The organism is Rhizobium sp. 21-4511-3d (assembly GCF_053522545.1).
Map to the genome: position 1 here is coordinate 1 of NZ_JBNWCF010000023.1, position 21,206 is coordinate 21,206.

Genomic DNA, 21,206 nt, shown 5'->3' on the forward strand with positions numbered 1-21,206 from the left:
ATCAATCCCATCTGCAATCTCCCACGCATCCTTCAGATCCGGGGAGTGTGACATTCCAACTTTGCAGAAACAGGACATTCTAACTTTGTGGCTACATCCGAAGATCGCATAACATACGTTATGGAACCACCTGACGGATTGAGCCGATGTTCAAAAACATCAACTGTAGTCTGTGCTTAGAGGCCCACATTCACCTCATTCATCAAATGGCCCCAAACCCTTGAAGCTTCACCCCTACCAAAGCGGCGCATGCCGGTTGACGTCCTTGTAGAGCAAGTACCTGAACTTGCCCGGGCCGCCGGCGTAGCAGGCTTGCGGGCAGAAGGCGCGCAGCCACATGAAGTCGCCGGCTTCGACTTCGACCCAGTCCTGGTTGAGGCGGTAGACGGCGCGGCCTTCGAGGACGTAGAGGCCGTGTTCCATGACGTGGGTTTCCATGAAGGGTATCACGGCGCCGGGCTCGAAGGTCACTATCGTGACGTGCATGTCGTAGCGGATATCGGCGGGGTCGATGAAGCGGGTCGTTGCCCACTTGCCTTCGGTGCCAGGCATCGCGCCCGGCGGGTGTTCGTCTTCGTGGGTAAAGATCGCGGGCGGCGGCTCCAGTCCCTCGACGGGCTGGAAGGCCTTGCGGATCCAGTGGAAGGTCGCGGCGTCGGCGCCGTCGTTCTGCAGCGTCCAGGCGCGTCCGGCAGGCAGGAAGGCGAAGGAGCCGGCGTTCAGGTGATGGACGCGTCCTTCATGGCCGATCGCCAGCGTGCCCGCCACGACGAAGATTGCCGTTTCGGCGCGCGGTTCGGATTCCGGCTTTGTGCTGCCGCCGCCGGGTTCCACTTCCATGATATATTGCGAGAAGGTCTCGGAGAAACCGGTCATCGGGCGGGCGATGATCCAGGCGCGGGTCTTCGTCCAGTGCGGCAGGTAGCTGGTGACGATATCGGTCATCACGCCCTTCGGGATAACCGCATATGCCGTCGTGAACACGGCCTTGCCGGAGAGCAGATCGGTCTGCGGCGGAAGTCCGCCTGGCGGGGAATAGTAGGAGCGGTTTTCCATGGGAGATTCTCTCTGCGTCTTGAAGGTCTCGAACGGTAGCCTTTGGTTTCCACCTTCTCAAGAAGCGCCGGCGTGAAAAGAGAGATCGTCTATGTGGCGCCACTATTTTAGACCAAAAATTTGCGCCTCAGGTGCCAAGCTCTTGTCATCGGGTATGGTGCGCGAGGCAGCGCAACGGCAGGCATAGAGAGGGGCAAGAATGATCCAGCTACCGTTCGAACGGCAGGAATACCAGGAGCGGCTCACAAAGATCCGCGTCGAGATGCGCAGGCGCGAGCTTGAGCTTCTGGTGATCAACGACGTCGCGAACCAGCATTACATCACCGGTTACGACGGCTGGTCTTTCTATACGCCGCAGACGGTGCTGGTGCCGGTCGAAGATGGCGCCGAGCCGGTCTGGCTCGGGCGTGCCATGGATGCGGCGGGCGGCTTGCTGACGGCCTGGATGAAGCCCGAAAATGTCGTCGGCTTCCCCGAACCTTATGTGCAACAGGCCGATCGCCATCCGATGGACTGGATCGCGCAATGGATCGTCTCGAAAGGCTGGGGTGGACGCCGGATCGGCATCGAGCTGGAGGCCTATTACTATTCGCCGAAGGCGCATGCGCGCCTTGTCGCCGGGTTGCCGAACGCGACGTTCGTCGATGCCGATCTCCTCGTCAACTGGATACGCTCGGTGAAGAGCCCGGCCGAAATCGGCTATCTCAGGAAGGCATCGCGTCTGGCGGAAGCGGCGGTGACGGCGGCCTATGATGCGATTGCGCCGGGTGTGCGCGAATGCGATGCAATCGCCAGGATCCAGACCGCGCAGGTGGCCGGAAGTGCCGACTATGCAGGCGATATCACTGCCCTGCCCCCGACCATCCTCGGCGGTGAGAACGCCTCGGCGCCGCACATCATGTGGAGCGACCGCCGTTTCGGCAAGGACGAGACGATTGCGCTTGAGCTTGCCGGTGTCTGCCGCCGCTATACGGCGGGTCTGGCGCGCACCATGCAGCTCGGCAAGGCGTCTCCTCAGGTGACCGAGACGGCAAAGGCGGTGCTTGAGGGCATGGAAGCCGTTCTCGCGTCAATCCGGCCGGGTGTGCTGGCTGAAGATGTCGAGCTCGCCTGGCGCGGGGTCATCGAGCGCTATGGTCTGAAGAAGGAGTCGCGCATCGGCTATTCGATTGGCGTCGCCTACCCGCCGGATTGGGGCGAGCACACGATCAGCCTTCGCCCCGGCGACAAGAGCATGCTGCAGCCCGGCAATGTCATCCACTCCATTCTGGGCATGTGGATGGATGGATGGGGCATCGAGGTCAGCGAGACCATTCTGGTGACCGCGACCGGCGCTGAGACGCTGACCAACCTGCCGAGAGAAATCCATGCCAAGGCCTGATCAGCTGGCTGCCGAGCTTGTCGCGCGGATGATTGCCGTGCGCCGGCACCTCCACGTCAATCCCGAGCTTTCCAACGAGGAGGCCGAAACCCAGGCCTATCTTCGAGCACAGCTTGAGGCCGAGGGACTGGCTGATATCCGTGATGTCGCGGGTTGCGGCCTTTCGGTCGACATTGCAGGTACCGGCGGCTTCTCCAACCGCAAGGTCGCGGTGCGCGCCGATATCGACGCGCTGCCGATCGAGGAGCGCTCGGGTGTTGCGTTCTCCTCGGCGAAACCCGGTGTCATGCACGCCTGCGGGCACGATGCGCATGCGGCGATGGTCTTTGCCGCGGCCACTCACCTGCACCGGCATCGCGACAGCTTCGCCGGGACGGTCCGCTTCATCTTCCAGCCGGCCGAAGAGGCAGAGCCGCTCGGCGGGCGGCGTGTCGTCGAGGAAGGCCTGCTTGACGATATCGACGCGGCGATCGGCATCCATGTCGATCCCTATACCGAGACCGGCAAGATCTCGGTCTCTGGCGGACCCTATACGCTGGCGAGCGATATTTTCGATGTCATCGTCAGGGGCACATCCGCGCATGCCGCGAAACCGGCGGAAGGAGTCGATGCGATTGCCGCGGCCTGCGCCATGGTCTCGGAACTGCAGAAGATCGTTGCTCGGGAAACTGATGCCTATGATCCCCTGGTGGTGTCGATCACCGGTATCGAGGGAGGTGGCGCCTATAACGTCATTGCCGATACCGTGCGGCTGAAGGGAACGATCCGCAGCGGCAGTCCGGCGACCCGGCTTCGCGCCCGCGAGCGGGTTCATGAAATCCTGGAGGGGCTTGGCGCCGCCCACCGCGCAACGGTCGAGTTCAAGCTGATCGAGGGAGAGCCGCCTGTCGTCAATGACGCGGCACTGGCGCAGCTCGTCTCGTCGGCGGCGGATCAGCTTTTCGGGGCGGGCACGTCGATTGCGGCGCCCGGCTGGACTGCGGCTGATGATTTCGGCTTCTACAGCGAGAAGCGGCCATCGGTCTATTTCAGGCTTGGTATCCGCAACGAGGCCGAGGGCTCGATCTTCCCGCTGCATCATCCGCAATTCCGGGTCGATGAAGCCGCGCTGAAAATCGGCGCCGAGACGATTGCCAAGGTGGCATGCGAGGCGCTCGGCGTCTGAGTTGGAAGCGGCGCCGCTGGCTTTCCACCGGCGCCATTTCATTTACTTCTGAGCGGCCTTCGGCGACGCCTGCAGCAGATCCGCTTCGTCGGAGACGATGGCGGCAGCTTCGGTCAAGAGCACGTCCTTTGCCTTCTTGCGGGCATTTTCGATCGCGAGATCGGCGCTCAGGCTGCGTTCGTTCGACTGCAGGCCGTCGTCTGCATCGGGATCGTCGCCACCGGTCACCGCCGCCCGGGACTTCAGACGGGCCTCACGGGCCGCCAGCTCCTTGCGGCGCTCGGCTTCGTTGAGCGAAATGGTGCCCTTCTCGCGCTGCGCCTTCAGGTCGGCAATGTCTTCCAGCAGGCTCTTGTAATCAGGATCGTTCTTCACCCGCGCGTCGTGGCGGCTGAGCAGTTCCGGCAGCATCGCCGTGACATCACCTTCAGGCGAATATTTCGCGGCCTTGATCTGCGTCCAGGGCAGCGCGTTGTCGTAGCTCGTCTCGCCGAAGGTCGACGGGTCCGAAAGGCCGGGCAGGCTGATATCGGGGGTTACGCCACGCAGCTGCGTCGTGCCGCCATTGATGCGGAAGAACTGCGCGATGGTGACCTTCAGTTCGCCGAACTTCGGCTTGCTGTTATTGGCCATCTCGTCGAGGTCGACCACGGTCTGTACCGTGCCCTTGCCGAAGCTTTGCTCACCGATGATCACGCCGCGGCCGTAATCCTGAATGGCTGCAGCAAAGATTTCGGAAGCCGAAGCCGAGCCGCGATTGATCAGCACGCCAAGCGGACCGCTCCAGACCGGAGCCTTGAAGTCAGCCTTCTGTACGGCCACCTTGCCGTCGCTGCCGCGCTGCTGCACGACCGGGCCGTTGCCGATGAAGAGGCCCGTCAGGTCGATCGCTTCGCTGAGCGAGCCGCCGCCATTGTTGCGGATGTCGAGCAGGACGCTATCGACGCCCTCCTGCTTCAGCTCAAGCAGAAGTTTCGCGACATCGCGGCTGGCGCTCTTGTAATCCTTGTCGCCCTTCCGGCGCGCTTCGAAATCCTCGTAGAAGGCCGGCAGTGTGATGACGCCGACCTTGCGGGTGGCATCGCCGTCCTTGACTGTGAGAATGTCCTTGCGGGCAGCCTGCTTTTCGAGACTGATCTTGTCTCGCACCAGGCTGATGATGTGATGGCTGCCCTCCGCGCCGGCCTCAGCCGGCAGGATATCGAGCCGCACGACGGAATCCTTCTCGCCGCGGATCATCTGCACGACCTCGTCGAGGCGCGTGCCCATCACGTCCTTGATCGGACCCTTTTCCCCCTGCCCTACGCCGACGATACGGTCGCCGACGGCAAGCTTGCCGGACAGTTGCGCAGGACCGCCGGGAACGAGCTCGCGGATCGTCGTATAGTCGTCGCGCTCCTGCAGCACGGCGCCGATGCCGACCAGGGAAAGCTTCATTGAAATATCGAAATCGGCGGAAGCCGCTGCGCCGAAATAATCGGTGTGCGGATCGACCGAGGTCGCATAAGCGTCCATGAACGTCTGGAAGACGTCTTCGCTCTTGTATTTGTAAGCGCGCTCCAGCGTATTCTCGTAGCGCTTGTCGAGCGTATCGCGGATCGCCGCGTCATCCTTGCCGCCGAGCTTCAGGCGCAGCCAGTCGCTCTTGACGCGCTTGCGCCAGAGATCATCGGCATCAGCCTCGGATTTCGGCCACGGCGCCTTGTCGCGCAGCACGGCGAAATCCTCGTGCGCGTTGAAATCGAAATTCTGCTTGAGGAGGCCGCGCGCATAATTCATGCGGTCGACGACCCGCTTCTCATAGGTATTGAAGATCGAGAACGGGATCTGCAGGTTCTGCTGGGCGATCGCATCATCGATCTTGCCCTTGTCGGCCATGAATTTATCGATGTCCGTCTGCAGGAAAATCGTCCGGTCGGGATCGAGCGCCTTGATGTAGCTATCCATGATCTTGGCCGAGAGATCATCGTCGAGCGGAACCGGCCGGTAGCTGTAGCGCGTCAGAAATTGCGCGCTCATCTGGGCTGCCTGGCCCTGCTGCTTCAGCGGCTCAAGGACAGGCGGGGCAGCTTCCAGGGCATACGCGGACGGCGCAACTGCAAGGAAAAGACCGAATATTCCGTAGTGTATGCGCATTCCGCTCTGATCCAACTCTGGGTGCCGCGTTTCGAAACAATGATGTAGGTGGAACAATTATGGCTTTTTCGCAACCGGGCGGGCGCATCTTTGCCGATAAGCATTTCGTGATTGTTGAGCCGGGCCCGGCTAATCGTTGCCTTTTCTGGCTTTAAATGTGAGCCGCAAACTCAGCGCAGATCGGCCCGGAGTTCACGGACCCCTCGCCCCAACCGGTCTCGCAGCAGTGTACGCAACGTAGCGCCGTCGACATAGCCGACCTCGGTTGCGATGGCTTCCACATCCATACCGCTGCCATGAAGGAGCGCCTGTGCCCGCTCGACCCGGAGATCCTGGAAATAGGCGAGCGGCGACTTGCCGAGCACCGCCTGGCAGCGCCGCTGAAGCGAACGGGTGCTGGTGCCGAGCGCCTTGGCGGCCTCCTGCAGCGAGAAGCCTTCCTGCAGGTGATCGCGCGACCATCGCTCGAAATGCGAAATCAGCGGGTCGGCCTGCGCCAGATGATTGGGAATGATGTAGAAGGCCTGTGACGAGCGGATATCAGCGAGAAGATAGCGCGATACCAGCGACGCCAATTCCGGGCTGGCCTTGCGGATCAGCCAAAGGGCGAGATCGAGATGCCCCATGGCTGCACCGGCCGTGACGCCGATTGCCGAGGGAACGAGCATACGGGTCTCATCGAGCAGAACCTTCGGATAGCGCTGGCGGAAGAACGGCGCGAGCGACCACGATGTCGTCGCTTCCCGCCCGTCGAGAAGACCGGCATCCGCAATCAGGAACGTTCCGATGCAGGACGAGCCGACCTGCGCACCTTGCTGATGCCATTGCAGAAGTTGGGCCTTGGCCTGGCGAACGTCCGGCCGCTGCAGCGATGGCAGCAATGTCTCGGGCGTCGTTGCCCTGAGGGCGGGCACGATGATCCAGTCGGGTTTCAGATCCGGTGTGATCGGCTTCACCGGAATGATCAGCCCCTGCGCCGACGTGACCTTTTTGCGCACGCCGACGACGGTGACATCGAAACGCGGCGTCCCGCCGAGCAGCTTTCCCGACAGCGAGTTTGCGGTGGCAAAGGCGTCGAGCGTGACCGTGAGCCCGGAATCGAACAGCCCTTCCAGGGCGAGGACGGCAATGCGCATGGCGTGAATGACCTCTATATTATCTTTTGCGACACTATGCGCTTTCGCTGGAAATGGCTAGAGGCCCCGCAACCCTCCCCTGCCCGTCTCGAGTTGATTTGGCGTGAATCATATCGAAGTTGGCATTTGCGCCCATAGCCACGTGTTCGCCAGGAGCTAGGTTGGTGCGCAGGCAGACGAGCCGGCATCATTTCACTTACGGAGATCAATTTCATGCAACCCACCATCCTGATCGGCGGCGCTACCGGCGCGACGGGCAGCGCCGCCGCGAAAATCCTCCTGGAGAAAGGCTTCGGCGTCAGGGCCTTGGCGCACAAGGACGATGCCCGATCTGGGCAGCTCAAGGCTCTTGGCGCTGAGGTCTTCGTCGCTGATCTTCTGGATTTCCGTGCTGTCCGCCGGGCTTTTGACGGGATCAAGCGTGTCTATTTCGTCTATCCGATGCGGCCGGGCCTGGTGCAGGCCACGGCGCATTTCGCACAGGCCGCGTTGGAAGCCAGCGCGGAATTCATCGTCAACATGTCACAGAAGACTGCGCGCTCCGACGCGCCGAGCGACTCGGCGCAGCAGCACTGGCTGGCGGAACGCATCTTCGATCGGGCGGGAACGCCGGTCGCCCACCTGCATCCGACCGCCTTCTGCGAATGGCTGCACTACATGCGCAAGATGATCCGCGAGGGCCGCTACGCCGTCGCCTTCCAGCCGACGGGCCGCTTCGCACCGATCGCCGCCGAAGATCAGGGCGCCGTCATCGCCGCCATTCTTGCCGATCCCACCGGTCACGCTGGCAAGACCTATCCGCTGACCGGTCCTGTTGAGCTGACGCCGCCCGAGATCGCGGAGGCCGTCGGCAATACGCTCGGCAAGACGGTGCGCTACGAGACAATTACCGGCGAGCAATGGGTCCTCGAAGTCGCCGGCCAGGACATCCCGTTCCTGACGCAGCACATCAAGGCGATTGCCGAAATGCATCGTGACGGGCTGATGGCGGGCACCAGCGATTTTGTCGAGCGGATAACCGGCCGGACGCCGATGACGCTCGCAGAATTCGTCGACAAGCACCGCGCCGTCTGGCTCTGATAGGGGCGCGGCGACTGGAAGTTTCATTAGAAAATGCGCGATAGCGGATGGATAAAATCGGTCCGCACGCTCCAGTCGCCCGCCAGTTGCGTCCGATGGCAAAGTCCGGCCTACGCTAAGCTTTTGCAGAAATTGACGAATCACCTATAGTTGCGTCATCCAAGTGCGTGGATTCATCGCCAGCCGTTGGTAATGCGTGGGCCGGTTGCAATTTTGATCTCCAGTTGATGGAGCTCCCGGAATGCATTCAGGTCGCCGGCCGCTGGCCCTCAGCCTCCTCGCTGCGATTGCCCTTATACAAGCCTCCTGCGCCCAGAAGCCGCCGGCAACGGACTCGCGTACGACCGGGTCTATCTCGAGTGGCAACAGCGCGGCGTCGTTGCCGCCGCCAGCCACGACCGGCCGTTCGCTGGAGCCGGTGACGGATGTGGAATCGGCTGTTCGGCGCGCAATCAACTGGCATCCGGCAATTCGCGAGGCTGCGGGCAAGATCAAGGAACAGGGCGAGCTGATCGCCGATGCCAAGTCCGGCTATCTGCCTTCGGTCGGCGGCGGCGTGAATCTCGGTGCCGAGAACAACGATCGCGGAGACTGGGCGCCGCGCTTCAATCTGACGGCGACGCAGATGATCTACGATTTCGGCAAGGTCTCCGGGCGCGTCGAAGCGGAATCGGCGCTGGAGGATGCGCGCAAGGCCGAGTTCCTGGCGAGCGTCGACGATGTCATCCGGGAAACGGCGCTGGCATCCGTCGAGGTGCTGCGGGCCGAGAAGCTCGCTGTCGTCGCCAACGATCAGATCGGCGACGTTCAGGCGATCGGGAAGCTTGTGGCCGCACGCACCGATCAGGGCGCAAGCACGCGCTCCGACAAGCTGCAGGCCGAGGCCCGTGTGCAATCGGCTGAATCGCGGGCGATCGAGATCGGCGCGCAGAAGCAGCGCTGGACAAGCGCCCTGAATGCGCTGGTGGGCGCCACGTCGTCCGTGCAGCTCGGCGCATCGATGCCCTCTAAGCTGCAGACGGCCTGCGCCGGGGCGGCGCCGATCTTCGAGATCGTGCCGGCTGTCGTCGCTGCCAAATCCCGCAAGCGCGAGGCCGATGCCCGCGTCAAGCTCGCCCGTGCCGAGATGCTGCCGACGCTGGCGCTCGAGGCATCCGGCGAATTCAACATGTGGGACAGCAACGAGGATCCCGACTATGTCGTCGGTCTGAAGATCAAGGGCGACCTCTATAACGGCGGCTCGTTCCAGGCCCGCCAGAACGCCGCGAAATATGCGGCGCAGTCATCGGAAGCAGCGGTCGCCGCCGCGCTCTTCGACGTGCAGAAGAGCTGGAATGAATCGAGTGCCCAGGTCGTCAGCCTCGAGGCGCTGCAGAAATCGCTGGCATCGCGCCAGCCGATGATGCGCGAAACGCGCGATCTCTATCAGAAGCAGTTTCTCGATCTCGGCACCCGCACCCTACTCGATGTGCTGAATGCCGATCAGGAACTTCACTCGGCGCGCTTTGACGAAATCAACACGCGTTTCGACCTCTATAAGTTGAATGTAGAATGTGCTTATGCATCAGGGCGGCTGAGAGAGGTCTTTGGGCTCACGCCACCGGGAGTGAGTGATGAAAGCGCTAACATTAAGAAAGTCGCTTCCGCCAAGCCGATCTGAGCTGACGTATTGAAATTCCCTGCGAATTTTTTTGAAACAATCCGGCTCCGGATCGCCGATCGCCTTGATATCAAGGGCGAAAGTGGCTCAAAGCGGGTCTTTGCGGCAAGACAATCGCCGCAGCGGCGGCCGCACATTGTGCCATTTTGGTACGGATTGCTCTCAAACTGAGCAGCAACTTTCACCGATCCTAAATTTTAAGTGAAATCCGGCACCGACTGGCGGTTGAAGCTTCCGCTGGTTGTGGCAGTTTTTGACCATACGTGGACATCAAAGCGGCGATGGAGCAGCAGGTGTCCGTCGCTGTGGGAGGCGGCTGCAAAACGCTCAAGGGCAACATGTTTGAACGCCATCATCCGCCAAGGCGGTGGTGGACCGGGGCCGCATGACGCGGCGCCAAGCTGTTGAGGAGCCTATCGATGGTCGCAATCGTCTCGGACAAGGTGAGCGGTAAGACAGAAACCGTGGCGGAGGACAAGATCGTCCTCGAAAGGCCGAGCACCGTAAAGCTCGCCTTGTCGCCCAGTGACATCGCCTCCACCGCGCGCGTCGGCGACGACCTCATCATCCATCTGCAGAACGGCCAGGAAGTCGACGTCCAGGGCTTCTATCACAGCCAGGGTGGCGAGCAGAGCGAACTCGTTCTCGAGGATTCCTCCGGAAACGTCTGGATGGGCGACTATGCCGATGCAGCCGGCGATATCACCTTTACGCCAGCAGGCGCAGTCGACCAGCTCGTCGGCGCCGGGGCGGCGGCTGGTGGTGCCGGCGCGGGATCCCTCCTCGGCATCGCGCTGCCTCTTGCTCTTGCCGCGGGCGGTGTTGCGCTCGCCGCCGGAGGGGGTGGCGGCGGCAGCTCGGATGACGACACCGATTCCGACGCGGATTCTGATGCAGATGCGGATGCCGACGCAGACGCCGATGCTGACGCTGATGCCGATGCGGACGCGGATGCGGATGCCGACGCAGATTCCGACTCCGATGCGGATACCGATCCGCCTTCAGCCGCAACCAATCTGACGGTCAACGCATCCGGATTGCTGCTGAGCGGGCTGGGTGAAGCCGGTGCCACCGTCACGGTGAAGGATGCGAATGGCGATGTGGTCGGGACGGGCACAGTCGGCCCGAACGGCGCCTTCTCCATCGCTCTCGATCCGGCGCAAACAGATGGCAGCGCGCTCTCCGTCACCCTGGAGGATGCGGCGCATAACGTCTCGGTGGTGGCAAACGTCACGACGCCCGATCTCGCGGCGCCGGAAGCCGCGACCGAGCTTGCCGTCAGCAATGGCGGCGCAACGCTCACCGGCCGCGGCGAAGCCGGCGCTACCGTCACGGTCACCGATGCGAATGGCGTCACGATCGGCACGGCAACGGTCGGAAATAATGGGACATTCACGGTGTCGCTGGCGCCGCCGCAGGCAAATGGTGGCGAGATCGACGTCGTGCTGAAGGATGCGGCCGGCAATTCCTCCACACCGCAGGGCCTGACGATCACCGACACCGAGGCGCCGGGTACGCCGACCAGTCTGCTCGTCAACGATACCGGAACGGTCGTGACCGGCCACGGCGAGGCCGGGACGACCGTCACGGTCACCAACGCCGCCGGCACGGTGCTCGGCACCAATACGGTCAATCCCGACGGCACCTTCAGCGTGACCATCGACCCGGCGCAGAGCGACGGCGTGCCCCTGAGCGTCGTGCTGAAGGATGCCGCGGGCAACACATCCGATCCGGGCTCGGTCCTCGCGCCGGATGTCGATGCCCCGGCAGCTCCGACCGGTCTCGTCATCAACGCGCAAGGGACGGGTTTGACCGGCGAAGGCACTGGGGGCGCTCAGGTCAAGGTGACCAATGCCGCCGGTGATACGGTCGGTACCGGTACCGTTCTTGGAGACGGCACCTTCTCGGTGACGCTCAATCCCGCGCAGACGAATGGCGGGGAGCTGCATGTCGTGCTGACGGATGCCAATGGCACGTCGCAGCCCGGCATCGTGCTCTCGCCCGATCTGATCGGGCCCGATGCTCCGACCAATCTCCATGTCGATGATGCCGGCGTCTCGCTGACCGGGCGCGGCGAGCCCGGCGCGACTGTCAGCGTCAAGAATGCTGCCGGTGATGTCGTCGGCACCGGCACTGTGGCGCCGGATGGGTCCTTCAACATAGCGCTGGCACCCGCCCAGGCGGATGGCGGCAATCTACAGGTCACTCTCTCGGATGCTGCCGGCCACACGTCGGCAGCCGCCTCGACGCCGACGCAGGATCACCTCGCCCCCGATGCGCCGATCGATCTCGTCGTCAATCCCGCCGGCTCCGTGCTCACCGGCCGCGGCGAGGCCGGAACGACGGTCAAGGTCACGACCGCCGACGGCGTTCTCGTCGGCACCGCGCTCGTTGGCGCGGGCGGCACTTTCACCGTTCCGCTGAGCCCGCAGCAGGCCGACGGGCGGCCACTGGAGGTCACCCTTCAGGACACGGCCGGCAACACGTCAGAGCCGGGCACGGCCGCGACAGTAGATGCAACGCCGCCTGCGGCCGTCGCCGGTCTCGATGTCAATGATGCCGGCACGGTGCTCACCGGCCAGGGCGAACCCGGAGCAACGGCGACTGTGACCAATGCCGCGGGTACCGTAATCGGCACCGCGACGGTTGGACCCGATGGATCCTTCACGATCGGCCTCTCCCCGGCGCAGACCGATGGGGGCGATCTGGAAGTCCGTTTGACGGATGCTCAGGGCAATCAGTCTGCCGCAGCCACCGTAGCGTCACCCGATCTCCTCGCTCCTGACGCACCGACCGATCTCGCCGTCGCGGCCGATGGCGGCAGTCTCACCGGCAAGGGGGAGCCCGGCTCGACCGTTACGGTCACCAACGCCGGTGGCGATCCCATCGGTACGGCAACGGTTGGCACCGACGGCAATTTCACCGTCGCGCTGGCGCCGCCGCAGACGGATGGCGGCAATCTCAACGTCACGCTGACCGACGCCGATGGCAATGCCTCGGCGCCCGAACAGGTGCCGTCGACCGACCTGCTGGAGCCCGACGCGCCGACCAATCTCTCGCTTAATCCCGCCGGTACTGTGCTCACCGGCCGCGGCGAAGCTGGGGCGACGGTGATCGTCACCAATGAAGCCGGCACTCAGGTGGCGACCGGTACGGTCGGTACTGACGGTACCTTCACAATCCCGCTCAATCCGGCTCAGGCCAATGGCGATGACCTCACCGTCAGGCTCGACGACCCCGCAGGCAACCAGTCCGAGACAGCCTCGATAACGACGCCTGATCTCGCGGCTCCCGATGCTCCTCTCGACGTCGCGATCAACGGCGCCCGGACGGTGCTGACCGGCGACGGCGAGGCCGGCGCGACCATCACCGTCAAGGATGCCGACGGGGTTACCGTTGGCACCGGGCTCGTTGCGCCTGATGGCAGCTTCTCGATCAATCTCAGCCCGGCGCAAACCGCGGGCGGCACCCTGCAGATCGTGCAGGCCGACGCAGCGGGCAATGCCTCGCAAGCGACGGCCTTGCCTTTGACGGATATTCAGCCGCCGGAGCCGCCGACCAGTCTGCTGGTCAGCGCCAATGGCCTGCAGCTCACCGGTGTTGGCGAAGTTGGTGCCACGGTCACCGTGACCAATGGTTCCGGCACCGTGCTTGGCACTGCACTCGTCGGTGCCAACGGCGCCTTCAGCGTTGCGCTCTCGCAGGCGCAGCTCGACGGGCAGACGCTCAGTGTCACGCAGGAGGATGCCGCAGGGAATGACTCCACGGCGGCTACGGTGCTTGCGCCCGATCCTGATGCCCCGCCCGCACCGGACAATCTGATCGTCAATGCCGAGGGAACGGCCTTGACCGGCGACGGCCTCGCCGGCAGCACTGTCACGGTTTCGCGTGCCGACGGCACGGTCATCGCCACGGGCACGGTCGGCGGCAATGGCACCTTCAATATCCCGCTTGATCCGGCACAGGTCGATGGCAGCGACCTCAAGGTGGTGCTGACCGGAGCCGGCGGAACATCGCAGCCTGGTTTCGCCGAGACGCCCGACCTGACGCCGCCCGATGCGGCGACCAATCTCTCCGTCGACGATGGCGGGGCAACGCTGATGGGCAGAGGCGAGCCCGGCGCGCTCGTCACCGTCACCAATGCTGCCGGTATCGAAGTCGGCACCGGCACGGTCGGCGCCAACGGCGTCTTCAATGTGGCGCTCTCGCCCGCGCAGGCCGATGGCGGCAACCTTTCCGTCGTGCTTTCGGATGCGGCCGGAAACGACTCCGATCCGGCAAGCACAGCCACCACTGATACCACGGCCCCGGACGCGCCGACCGAGCTCGGCGTCAGCGGGACCGGGACGTCGCTGACCGGCGAAGGCGAAGTTGGTGCAACGGTCACCGTGACCAATGCTGCCGGTACTGTTGTCGGCACCGGCATCGTCGCCGCAAATGGCACCTTCACGATCGGCCTCTCCCCGGCGCAGATCGATGGCGGTGACCTGCAGGTGGTGCAGAAGGATATCGCTGGAAACATCTCCGATCCCGGCACCGCGGCTACCCCCGATCTCGTCGATCCGGCCGCGCCCACCGGGCTTACGGTCAACGCTACCGGCACCCTGCTCACCGGCCAGGGCGAAGCAGGTGCGACGGCGACGGTCTATAACGCCCTCGGCATCGCCGTCGGCACGGCGATCGTGGCCGCAGGCGGTGCCTTCAGCGTTACTCTGTCCCCGGCACAGGCCAATGGCGGCGCGCTGACGGTGGTGCTTGAAGATGCCGCACACAATATCTCCGATCCCGGTTCGATCCTGACGCCGGACCTGCTGCCACCGGATGCGCCGGCAGGTCTTTCCGTCAATGCATCGGGCACCGAGCTAACGGGGACCGGCGAAGCTGGAGCCACGGTCACCGTCGTTGATACCGATGGCAATGTCGTCGGTACCGGCGTGGTTCACGCCGACGGCTCGTTCAGCATCGGCCTGTCGCCGGCGCAGGTCGATGGCGGCGCTCTGGAGATCGAGCTCAGGGATACCGCCGGCAATATCTCGCTTCCCGGCAGCATTCTCGCGCCAGGGCTCGACTTCCAGCTCACCGATGCCAGCGCCACAGCGACGCTCGATCGCACCGTGACGGATATCCCCGAAGCGAGGCCCTCCACCGCATCGGATACGCAGTTCGATCTGCTCGGGCTCAACATCGGAAATCTTGCAAGCGTCAACCTCGGCTCGGCAAACCAGCCGGTGGTGAACTTCAATCTCGGTGGGGCAAATAACCATGTCGCCCTCGATCTCGGGATATCGGGCGCGCTGCAGATCGGCCTGTTGAGCAGCTACACAGTCATCATCGAGCGCTTCCAGAATGGCGCGTGGGTGCGTCCAGGCGATCTCGGCAATCAGGTGCATAACGGCATCCTCGATCTCGATCTGCTCGGTCTGGGCAGCACCCATGCCGTGATCAGCCTCGACGACATACCGGCCGGCACCTACCGCGCAACGCTGGTTCCCGACGCCGGGGTCAATATCGGCGTTGCCCTGACACGCGACATATCCGTGGTGGCAACGGATCTCACGGAACAGGTCAATGTCAGCGTCGGAGAAAAGGCGACCGGCAATTTCATCGCCAGTTCAGCGACCGGCAGCGTCGATGACCTCCAGGTCGGCTCGGTCAATTTCGACGGCCATGCGCACGCGATGGTCAATGGCAGCGTCAGCGTCACCGGTGATTTCGGCACGCTGCTGATCCATGCCGACGGCAGCTACACCTACACGCCGGATACCGGCGTCACGGCGGGCGGTACGGATCATTTCACGGTGACGGTCTTCGACCCCGATACCGGCAATGCGCTGACCGCCGATCTGAGCATCGATGTCGATATCCACGACGCATCTTCGGCCACGGCTGCGGCATCCAGCATCTCGACCCTTGCTTTTGCCGATACCGATGCGGTGGACGCAAGCAGCGCCACGACGCATGCGACGGCCGAACGCACCGATAGCTCCACACATGATACCGGCGATTCAGCCAATCACGCCACCGGCGACGAGACGGCGGGGCTGGTGCCGGATCAGGGTGGTCAGGAGATCGACCTCAGCGGCCTCTCGGCTATCTCGCACGATGCCGCGGCAACAGACACGGGATCGGCGGCCCCGGTAGCTGTGGAGACGCACGAGGTCGCGGCCCCCGTCGAGACCGCGGCGACTGTCACGATCGATCCGTTCGAGCCGATCAAGCCGGATGACGATCTGACCACGCATAAGCTTCCTGTCGTGTGACGGTTAGGAGATTGCCGATGGCTCTTGCAGACGATACTCCCGCAGCATTCGAACAGCGAAGCGGGGCCACGGCCGCAGTCGCATCGAACACAACAGATGATCCGCGTGGCCTGCGCTGGATCGAGATCGTCGGCAGGCTCGCGCAGCACTACGGCATCACGCATTCCCGGTCTGCCAACAGCTATCTGCCGATCATGCAGGAGACGGCGTCGCCGTTGCGCCGCATCGAGAAGCTCGCCCGCCGCTTCGGCCTGGATGTGAAGCCGGTTGAACCGGTGGTCAGCGGCATCACTGGCCGGCGCCTGCCGTTACTTTTGGAATTGAAGGACGGCGCGGTTGGCCTGATCACCGAGATCAGGGATGGCGAAGCCAAGATCACCTTTGCTGAGGATAACGGCCAGTGGACATGGATCGAGACATCCTATCTGCAGGATGGCATTGCCCATCTGCTGATCGCGCGCGACGCCCGCACACGAACCGACGAACGGGTGGATGCCTATATCGCGCCGGATACGCATGGCTGGTTCCGCAAGCTGGCGCTCAATGATCTTCGCCCCTACGGCTATGTGCTGCTTGCCTCGCTGATCGCCAACGCTCTTTCGGTGACCGGCGTGATCTTCTCGATGCAGGTCTATGACCGCGTCGTGCCCGCCAATTCGATGAGCACGCTGGTCGTGCTGTTCATCGGCGTCATGCTCGCCGTGGTCTTCGATTTCATCATGCGGAAGATCAGGACGCTGATCATCGACGTGCTCGGAAAACGCGCCGATATCAAGATTTCGGACGTGGTCTTCGGCCATGCGCTACGGGTGCGCAACCAGAACCGGCCGAAGGCGACCGGAACCTTCATCGCGCAGCTGCGCGATCTCGAGCAGGTCCGCGACCTCTTCACCTCGACGACCGTCGCGGCAATCGCCGATCTCCCGTTCTTCTTCCTCTTCCTGGCGCTGATGGCGCTGATCGGCGGATGGCTTGCGGTCATCCCCGCGGTGGCGCTGCTGCTGATGATCGCTCCCGGATTGCTCGCCCAGCGCCGCCTGCGGGCATGCGCAGGCCAGGCGATGCGCGAGGCGTCGCTGCGCAATGCCATGCTGGTCGAGGCGGTTCAGGGCATCGAGGATATCAAGGCGCTGCAGGCCGAAAGCGTGTTTCAGGAGAAGTGGAACACCTTCAATACCGCGAGTGCCGATGCTCAGGTCCGCCTGCGCTACATCACCAGCATTCTCACGGGCTGGGGGCACAGCATCCAGACCAGCGTCTTTGCCGTCATCGTCTTCTGCGGGGCGCCGATCGTTATGAAGGGCGACATGAGCACCGGTTCTCTGGTCGCCTGCTCGATCCTCGGCTCGCGGATGATGGCGCCGATGGCGCAGCTGACGCAGGTCTTGAGCCGGTTTCAGCATGCCAAGCTCGGTCTGCAGAGCCTCAATACGATCATGAAGATGCCGGTCGATCATCCGCCGGCGGAAACGCGGCTCTCGGTCGGCTCGCTGCTCGGGCAGTACCAGCTCAGCAATACGCTCTATTATTACGGCCAGCCCGTCGGCAAGCCGGCGCTTTCGGTGGCGGAACTGAAGATCGATGCCGGCGAGACGATCGCCCTGCTCGGCAAGAACGGCGCGGGAAAGTCGACCTTGCTTCAGGCCTTGTCCGGGCAGATCGAACCTGCCTCGGGTGAGGTGCTGATCGACAATCTCGCCATGGAGCAGATCGATCCCAACGATCTCCGCCGCGAAGTCGGTTTGCTGACGCAGAACTCGCGGCTGTTTCACGGCACAATACGCGAAAACATCCTGCTCGGTGCGCAAAGCGCCTCCCAGCAGGCGCTGCTTGACGCCCTTCAGATGACCGGCGCCGACGACTTTATCCGCATGATGCCGAAGGGCCTTGATCATCTGATCGATGAAGGCGGGCGAGGTCTTTCCGGCGGCCAGCAGCAGGCGCTGCTCCTGTCACGGCTGCTGATCCGCAATCCCTCCGTCGTGCTGCTCGACGAGCCGACGGCCTCGATGGACGAAGCGACCGAGCGGCTCTTCATCCGGCGGTTTTCCGCCTGGTGCCGCGGCAAGACGGTGGTGATCGCCACGCACCGGATGCGGGTTCTCGATCTGATCGAGCGTGTGGTGGCGCTCGATCAGGGCCGGATCGTGCTCGACGCGCCGAAGGAGCAGGCGTTGCGCGCTCTCAGAGGCGAACCGGGGCCGCAGACACCGGAGACGGCGATCGCCCAGCGCGAGCGCCTCGAGCGAGCCTTCGAGCAACGTCCTGTTCAGGAGCGGAGCAGCCCATGAGCACCTCCTTTTCCCGCGCCATCGACGATAGCTGGCATTTCGGCGGCGAAGATGCTGTCCGCCTCTCCAAGGCAACGCGCGTCGTCAAGCTCTTCCTGCTGCTCCTCATCGTGGCGATCGGCTGGGCGAATTTCGCTGTTCTCGACGAGGTCTCGACCGGGGACGGGAAGGTCGTGCCGATCCGCCGCGAGCAGGTCATCCAGTCGCTGGAGGGCGGTATCGTCTCGACGCTGAAGGTTCAGGAGAACCAGATCGTCGAGGCCGGGCAGCTGCTGGCACAGCTCGACCCGACGCTGACCGAATCCGATGTCGGTGAATCGACGGCCAAATATCGTGCAGCGCTGGCGAGCTCGGCGCGGCTCACGGCAGAGGTCAATCAAACCCCGCTTGTCTTTCCCGACGAGCTGAAAAGCGATCCCGATCTGATCGCCGCCGAAACCAAGCTCTACGATGCGCGGCTTGGAAACCTGAAACAGACGCTGAAATGGCTGGACGAGTCCCTGGCGCTCAGCCGCCAGGAGCTCAGCGTTAACGAAGGCCTGAGCGAGATGGGAGCGGCAAGCAGCGTCGAGATCATCAGGCTGAAGCGCGAACAGGCGGAACTCGAGCTCAAGAAGGTCGAGGCGACGACGCAATATGTCGTAGAGGCCCGCGAGCAGCTTTCAAAGGCCAATGCCGACGTCGCCTCGCTGCGCTCGGTGATCAAGGGCCGTTCCGACAGCCTAGCGCGCCTGACGCTGCGCTCGCCGGTGCGCGGCATCGTCAAGAATATCGAGGTCTCGACAATCGGCGGCGTCGTGCCGCCGAACGGCAAGCTGATGGATATCATACCGCTCGGCGATCAGTTGATGATCGAAGCGCGCATGTCACCGCGCGATATTGCCTTCGTGCACCCGGATCAGCGGGCGACGGTGAAAATCACCGCCTATGACTACGCGATCTATGGTGGTCTGGAGGGCAAGGTCGTGACGATCTCGCCGGATACGATCCAGGACGAGGTGGATCCCGAGATCTACTATTATCGCGTCTTCGTGAAGACCGAGAAGGATGCGCTGAGCAACGCGGCCGGCAAGCAGTTCCCGATCTCGCCGGGCATGATCGCAACCGTCGACATCCATACCGGCGAGAAGAGCGTGCTCGATTATCTGATCAAGCCCTTCAACAAGGCGCGTGAAGCCATGAGAGAGCGTTGAGGCATGATAGGGCTCATCTCCGACGCCGATCTCGCGGCGCTGCGCGAGCAGGTGCGGCGAGGCAGCCAGGAGCTTCAACACCCCTACCCTGCCTTCGTGCTGTTCATCTCCTTCTCCTCCGGCAAGGAGCGCGCGGCGGTCCGGATTGTGCGTGGCGCAACGTTCGACGCCGTTTGGCAGGCCGGGGTCGCGGCGATACGCGACCTTGGGGAGCAGCAAACGGGTGAGAACTTCTGGCTCCGCATCGATTGGCCGATGGCCGTCGAGGCGACGACTTTCGCTGAGCTTCACCGCATGCTCGCGGGCACCAAGCGAAACTATTTCCGGCTCGGCATCAGATTCGATGAGAATTTCGAGCGTGCCCTCCTTGAGCAGGAGCTGAACGCCAATGCGATGCTCTATGGCGGCAATCATAATCCGACGGCCGAATTCAACGAGGGCAACGTCCGCAACTACTTTCAACGCCGCTTTCCCCGCACTCCCCTGCCAGCCTTTAGTGATGACACACCAGTGCATCTCTTCGCCAGCAAGGGCGCGTTCTTCGATGGCGATACTTTGCACGATCTCTATCCGACTGGCCGCAATGCCGGCCGGCGTGTTGTAGATGCGCTGAGCATCCCGTTGCTCAATTCGCTGATTGCGGCCGGATCCGATTTTCTCGCCGATCAGGTCGGTGCGGACGGGCGTTTCATCTACGGCCTGCATCCATGCTTCGACCGGAGCATCGATAGCTACAATACGCTCAGACACGCCAGCGCGACCTACGCGATGATCGAGGCCTACGAAGTCACACGCAGCCAGTCGTTGCGCGACGCGATCGAGCGTTCTCTGACCCGCATGAGAGACGATTTCATCGTCCGCACGGATTTGCCGGATGGGCGCCCTGCCGCGTTTCTGGTCGAGGCGAATTCCGAGATCAAGCTTGGCGGTAACGCGCTGGCGATCCTTGCGCTCGCCAAGCTGGCTGCGGTGGAAGGCGGCGATGCTGATCACGGGCTGATGTCGCGGCTCGCAGCCGGAATCTCTTTCATGCAGGACGCGGAGAGCGGCGCATTCCGTCACGTTCTCGATTTCCCATCACTCGCCACCAAGGACGCGTTCCGGACGATTTACTTCGAGGGCGAGGCTGCCTTCGCGTTGATGCGCCTTTATGATCTCATCGGAAACGGGGCGTTGTTGGCAGCGGTCCAGCGGTCCTTCTCGCATTTCATCGCAGCCGGCTATGAGAGGCATCACGATCACTGGCTGGCTTATGCCGCCAACGAACTCACCCGCCATTGCCCGCGGGAGGATTATTACCGCTTCGCGATTGCCAATGTCGCCGGTCACTTGGATTTCGTCGCCAACCGGATCACCACCTTCCCCACCCTGCTGGAGCTAATGATGGCGTCTCGGCAGGTGCTGACCCGGCTGGAAGGTGACCGAAAACACGCGCATCTGCTCGGAGACATCGACCGGAGTCGTTTCGGCGCGGCCCTCGAACGCCGGGCCCTCTATCTGCTGAACGGTCACTTCTGGCCGGAGCTCGCAATGTTCATGAAGAACCCTGCACGGATCGCAGGCTCATTCTTCATCCGCCATCACGCCTTCCGGGTGCGCATCGACGATGTCGAGCATTACCTGTCCGGACTGATCGCCTATCGTCGGCAGGCCTTGGAAGCCGCGACAACCGTCGGCCTCGGCCAGCGCAATCTGGCAGGAGATCGCGACGCTCCCGAAGATTGCCCGCAGGCACAGCCTGCGGGGTAAGTGCCTACGTCATTGGTGATGCGTAAATCCCTTCAAAAACAACCGCTTAACGGCCGTTTCTGATGGGGTTGTTTAAAAGTTGTCGCTTTAGGCTGATCC

11 protein-coding genes are annotated in these 21,206 nt (G+C 63.1%); 8 read left to right on the top strand and 3 right to left on the bottom strand.

Translation table 11 applies throughout. The features are described 5' to 3' along the window. Window positions 1–234: 234 nt before the first annotated feature. Complete coding sequence (locus ACQZ5H_RS31055; protein WP_449100017.1) at window positions 235–1,056, bottom strand: bifunctional allantoicase/(S)-ureidoglycine aminohydrolase; 822 nt, start codon at window positions 1,054–1,056, stop codon at window positions 235–237. Window positions 1,057–1,255: 199 nt separating this feature from the next. Between ACQZ5H_RS31055 and ACQZ5H_RS31060 the strand changes: the two genes are divergently transcribed. Then, entirely contained in the window at window positions 1,256–2,437 is a 1,182-nt protein-coding gene (locus ACQZ5H_RS31060) for a M24 family metallopeptidase (RefSeq protein WP_449100018.1), read from the top strand. Then, window positions 2,424–3,602 carry a M20 metallopeptidase family protein gene (locus tag ACQZ5H_RS31065; RefSeq protein WP_449100019.1) on the top strand — a complete coding sequence of 393 codons (1,179 nt, stop codon included), beginning with the start codon at window positions 2,424–2,426 and terminating at the stop codon, window positions 3,600–3,602. Before ACQZ5H_RS31060 ends, ACQZ5H_RS31065 begins: the two co-directional genes overlap by 14 nt. Window positions 3,603–3,644: 42 nt before the next feature. Here ACQZ5H_RS31065 and ACQZ5H_RS31070 read toward each other — a convergent pair whose 3' ends face one another. Both ACQZ5H_RS31070 and ACQZ5H_RS31075 read right to left on the bottom strand, forming a co-directional pair. Further along, window positions 3,645–5,738: a carboxy terminal-processing peptidase gene (locus ACQZ5H_RS31070; protein WP_449100020.1), complete on the bottom strand. Its 2,094-nt coding sequence runs from the start codon at window positions 5,736–5,738 to the stop codon at window positions 3,645–3,647. A gap of 170 nt (window positions 5,739–5,908) precedes the next feature. Further along, window positions 5,909–6,874, bottom strand: a complete 966-nt coding sequence (locus ACQZ5H_RS31075) for a GlxA family transcriptional regulator (RefSeq protein ID WP_112720550.1) — start codon at window positions 6,872–6,874, stop codon at window positions 5,909–5,911. Between the two features lie 213 nt (window positions 6,875–7,087). Here ACQZ5H_RS31075 and ACQZ5H_RS31080 point away from each other — a divergent pair, with 213 nt between their 5' ends. The 6 genes from ACQZ5H_RS31080 to ACQZ5H_RS31105 all read left to right on the top strand — a co-directional run bounded on the left by ACQZ5H_RS31080 (window position 7,088) and on the right by ACQZ5H_RS31105 (window position 21,107). Then, window positions 7,088–7,954 carry an NmrA family NAD(P)-binding protein gene (locus ACQZ5H_RS31080; protein WP_449100021.1) on the top strand — a complete coding sequence of 289 codons (867 nt, stop codon included), beginning with the start codon at window positions 7,088–7,090 and terminating at the stop codon, window positions 7,952–7,954. 241 nt (window positions 7,955–8,195) lie between these two features. Beyond that, window positions 8,196–9,614: a TolC family outer membrane protein gene (locus ACQZ5H_RS31085; RefSeq protein ID WP_449100022.1), complete on the top strand. Its 1,419-nt coding sequence runs from the start codon at window positions 8,196–8,198 to the stop codon at window positions 9,612–9,614. A 419-nt stretch (window positions 9,615–10,033) separates the two neighbouring features. Further along, complete coding sequence (locus tag ACQZ5H_RS31090) at window positions 10,034–15,874, top strand: Ig-like domain-containing protein (protein WP_449100023.1); 5,841 nt, start codon at window positions 10,034–10,036, stop codon at window positions 15,872–15,874. A 17-nt stretch (window positions 15,875–15,891) separates the two neighbouring features. After that, a complete protein-coding gene (locus ACQZ5H_RS31095; protein ID WP_449100024.1) occupies window positions 15,892–18,165 on the top strand; it encodes a type I secretion system permease/ATPase in 2,274 nt (757 codons plus the stop codon). Next, window positions 18,162–19,358 (top strand): HlyD family type I secretion periplasmic adaptor subunit, encoded by a 1,197-nt coding sequence (locus tag ACQZ5H_RS31100; protein ID WP_449100025.1) that lies wholly within the window; start codon window positions 18,162–18,164, stop codon window positions 19,356–19,358. Before ACQZ5H_RS31095 ends, ACQZ5H_RS31100 begins: the two co-directional genes overlap by 4 nt. 3 nt (window positions 19,359–19,361) lie before the next feature. Then, the gene (locus tag ACQZ5H_RS31105; protein ID WP_449100026.1) at window positions 19,362–21,107 is read left to right on the top strand and encodes a hypothetical protein; all 1,746 of its coding nucleotides are present in this window, start codon (window positions 19,362–19,364) and stop codon (window positions 21,105–21,107) included. The last annotated feature ends 99 nt before the right edge of the window (window positions 21,108–21,206 follow it).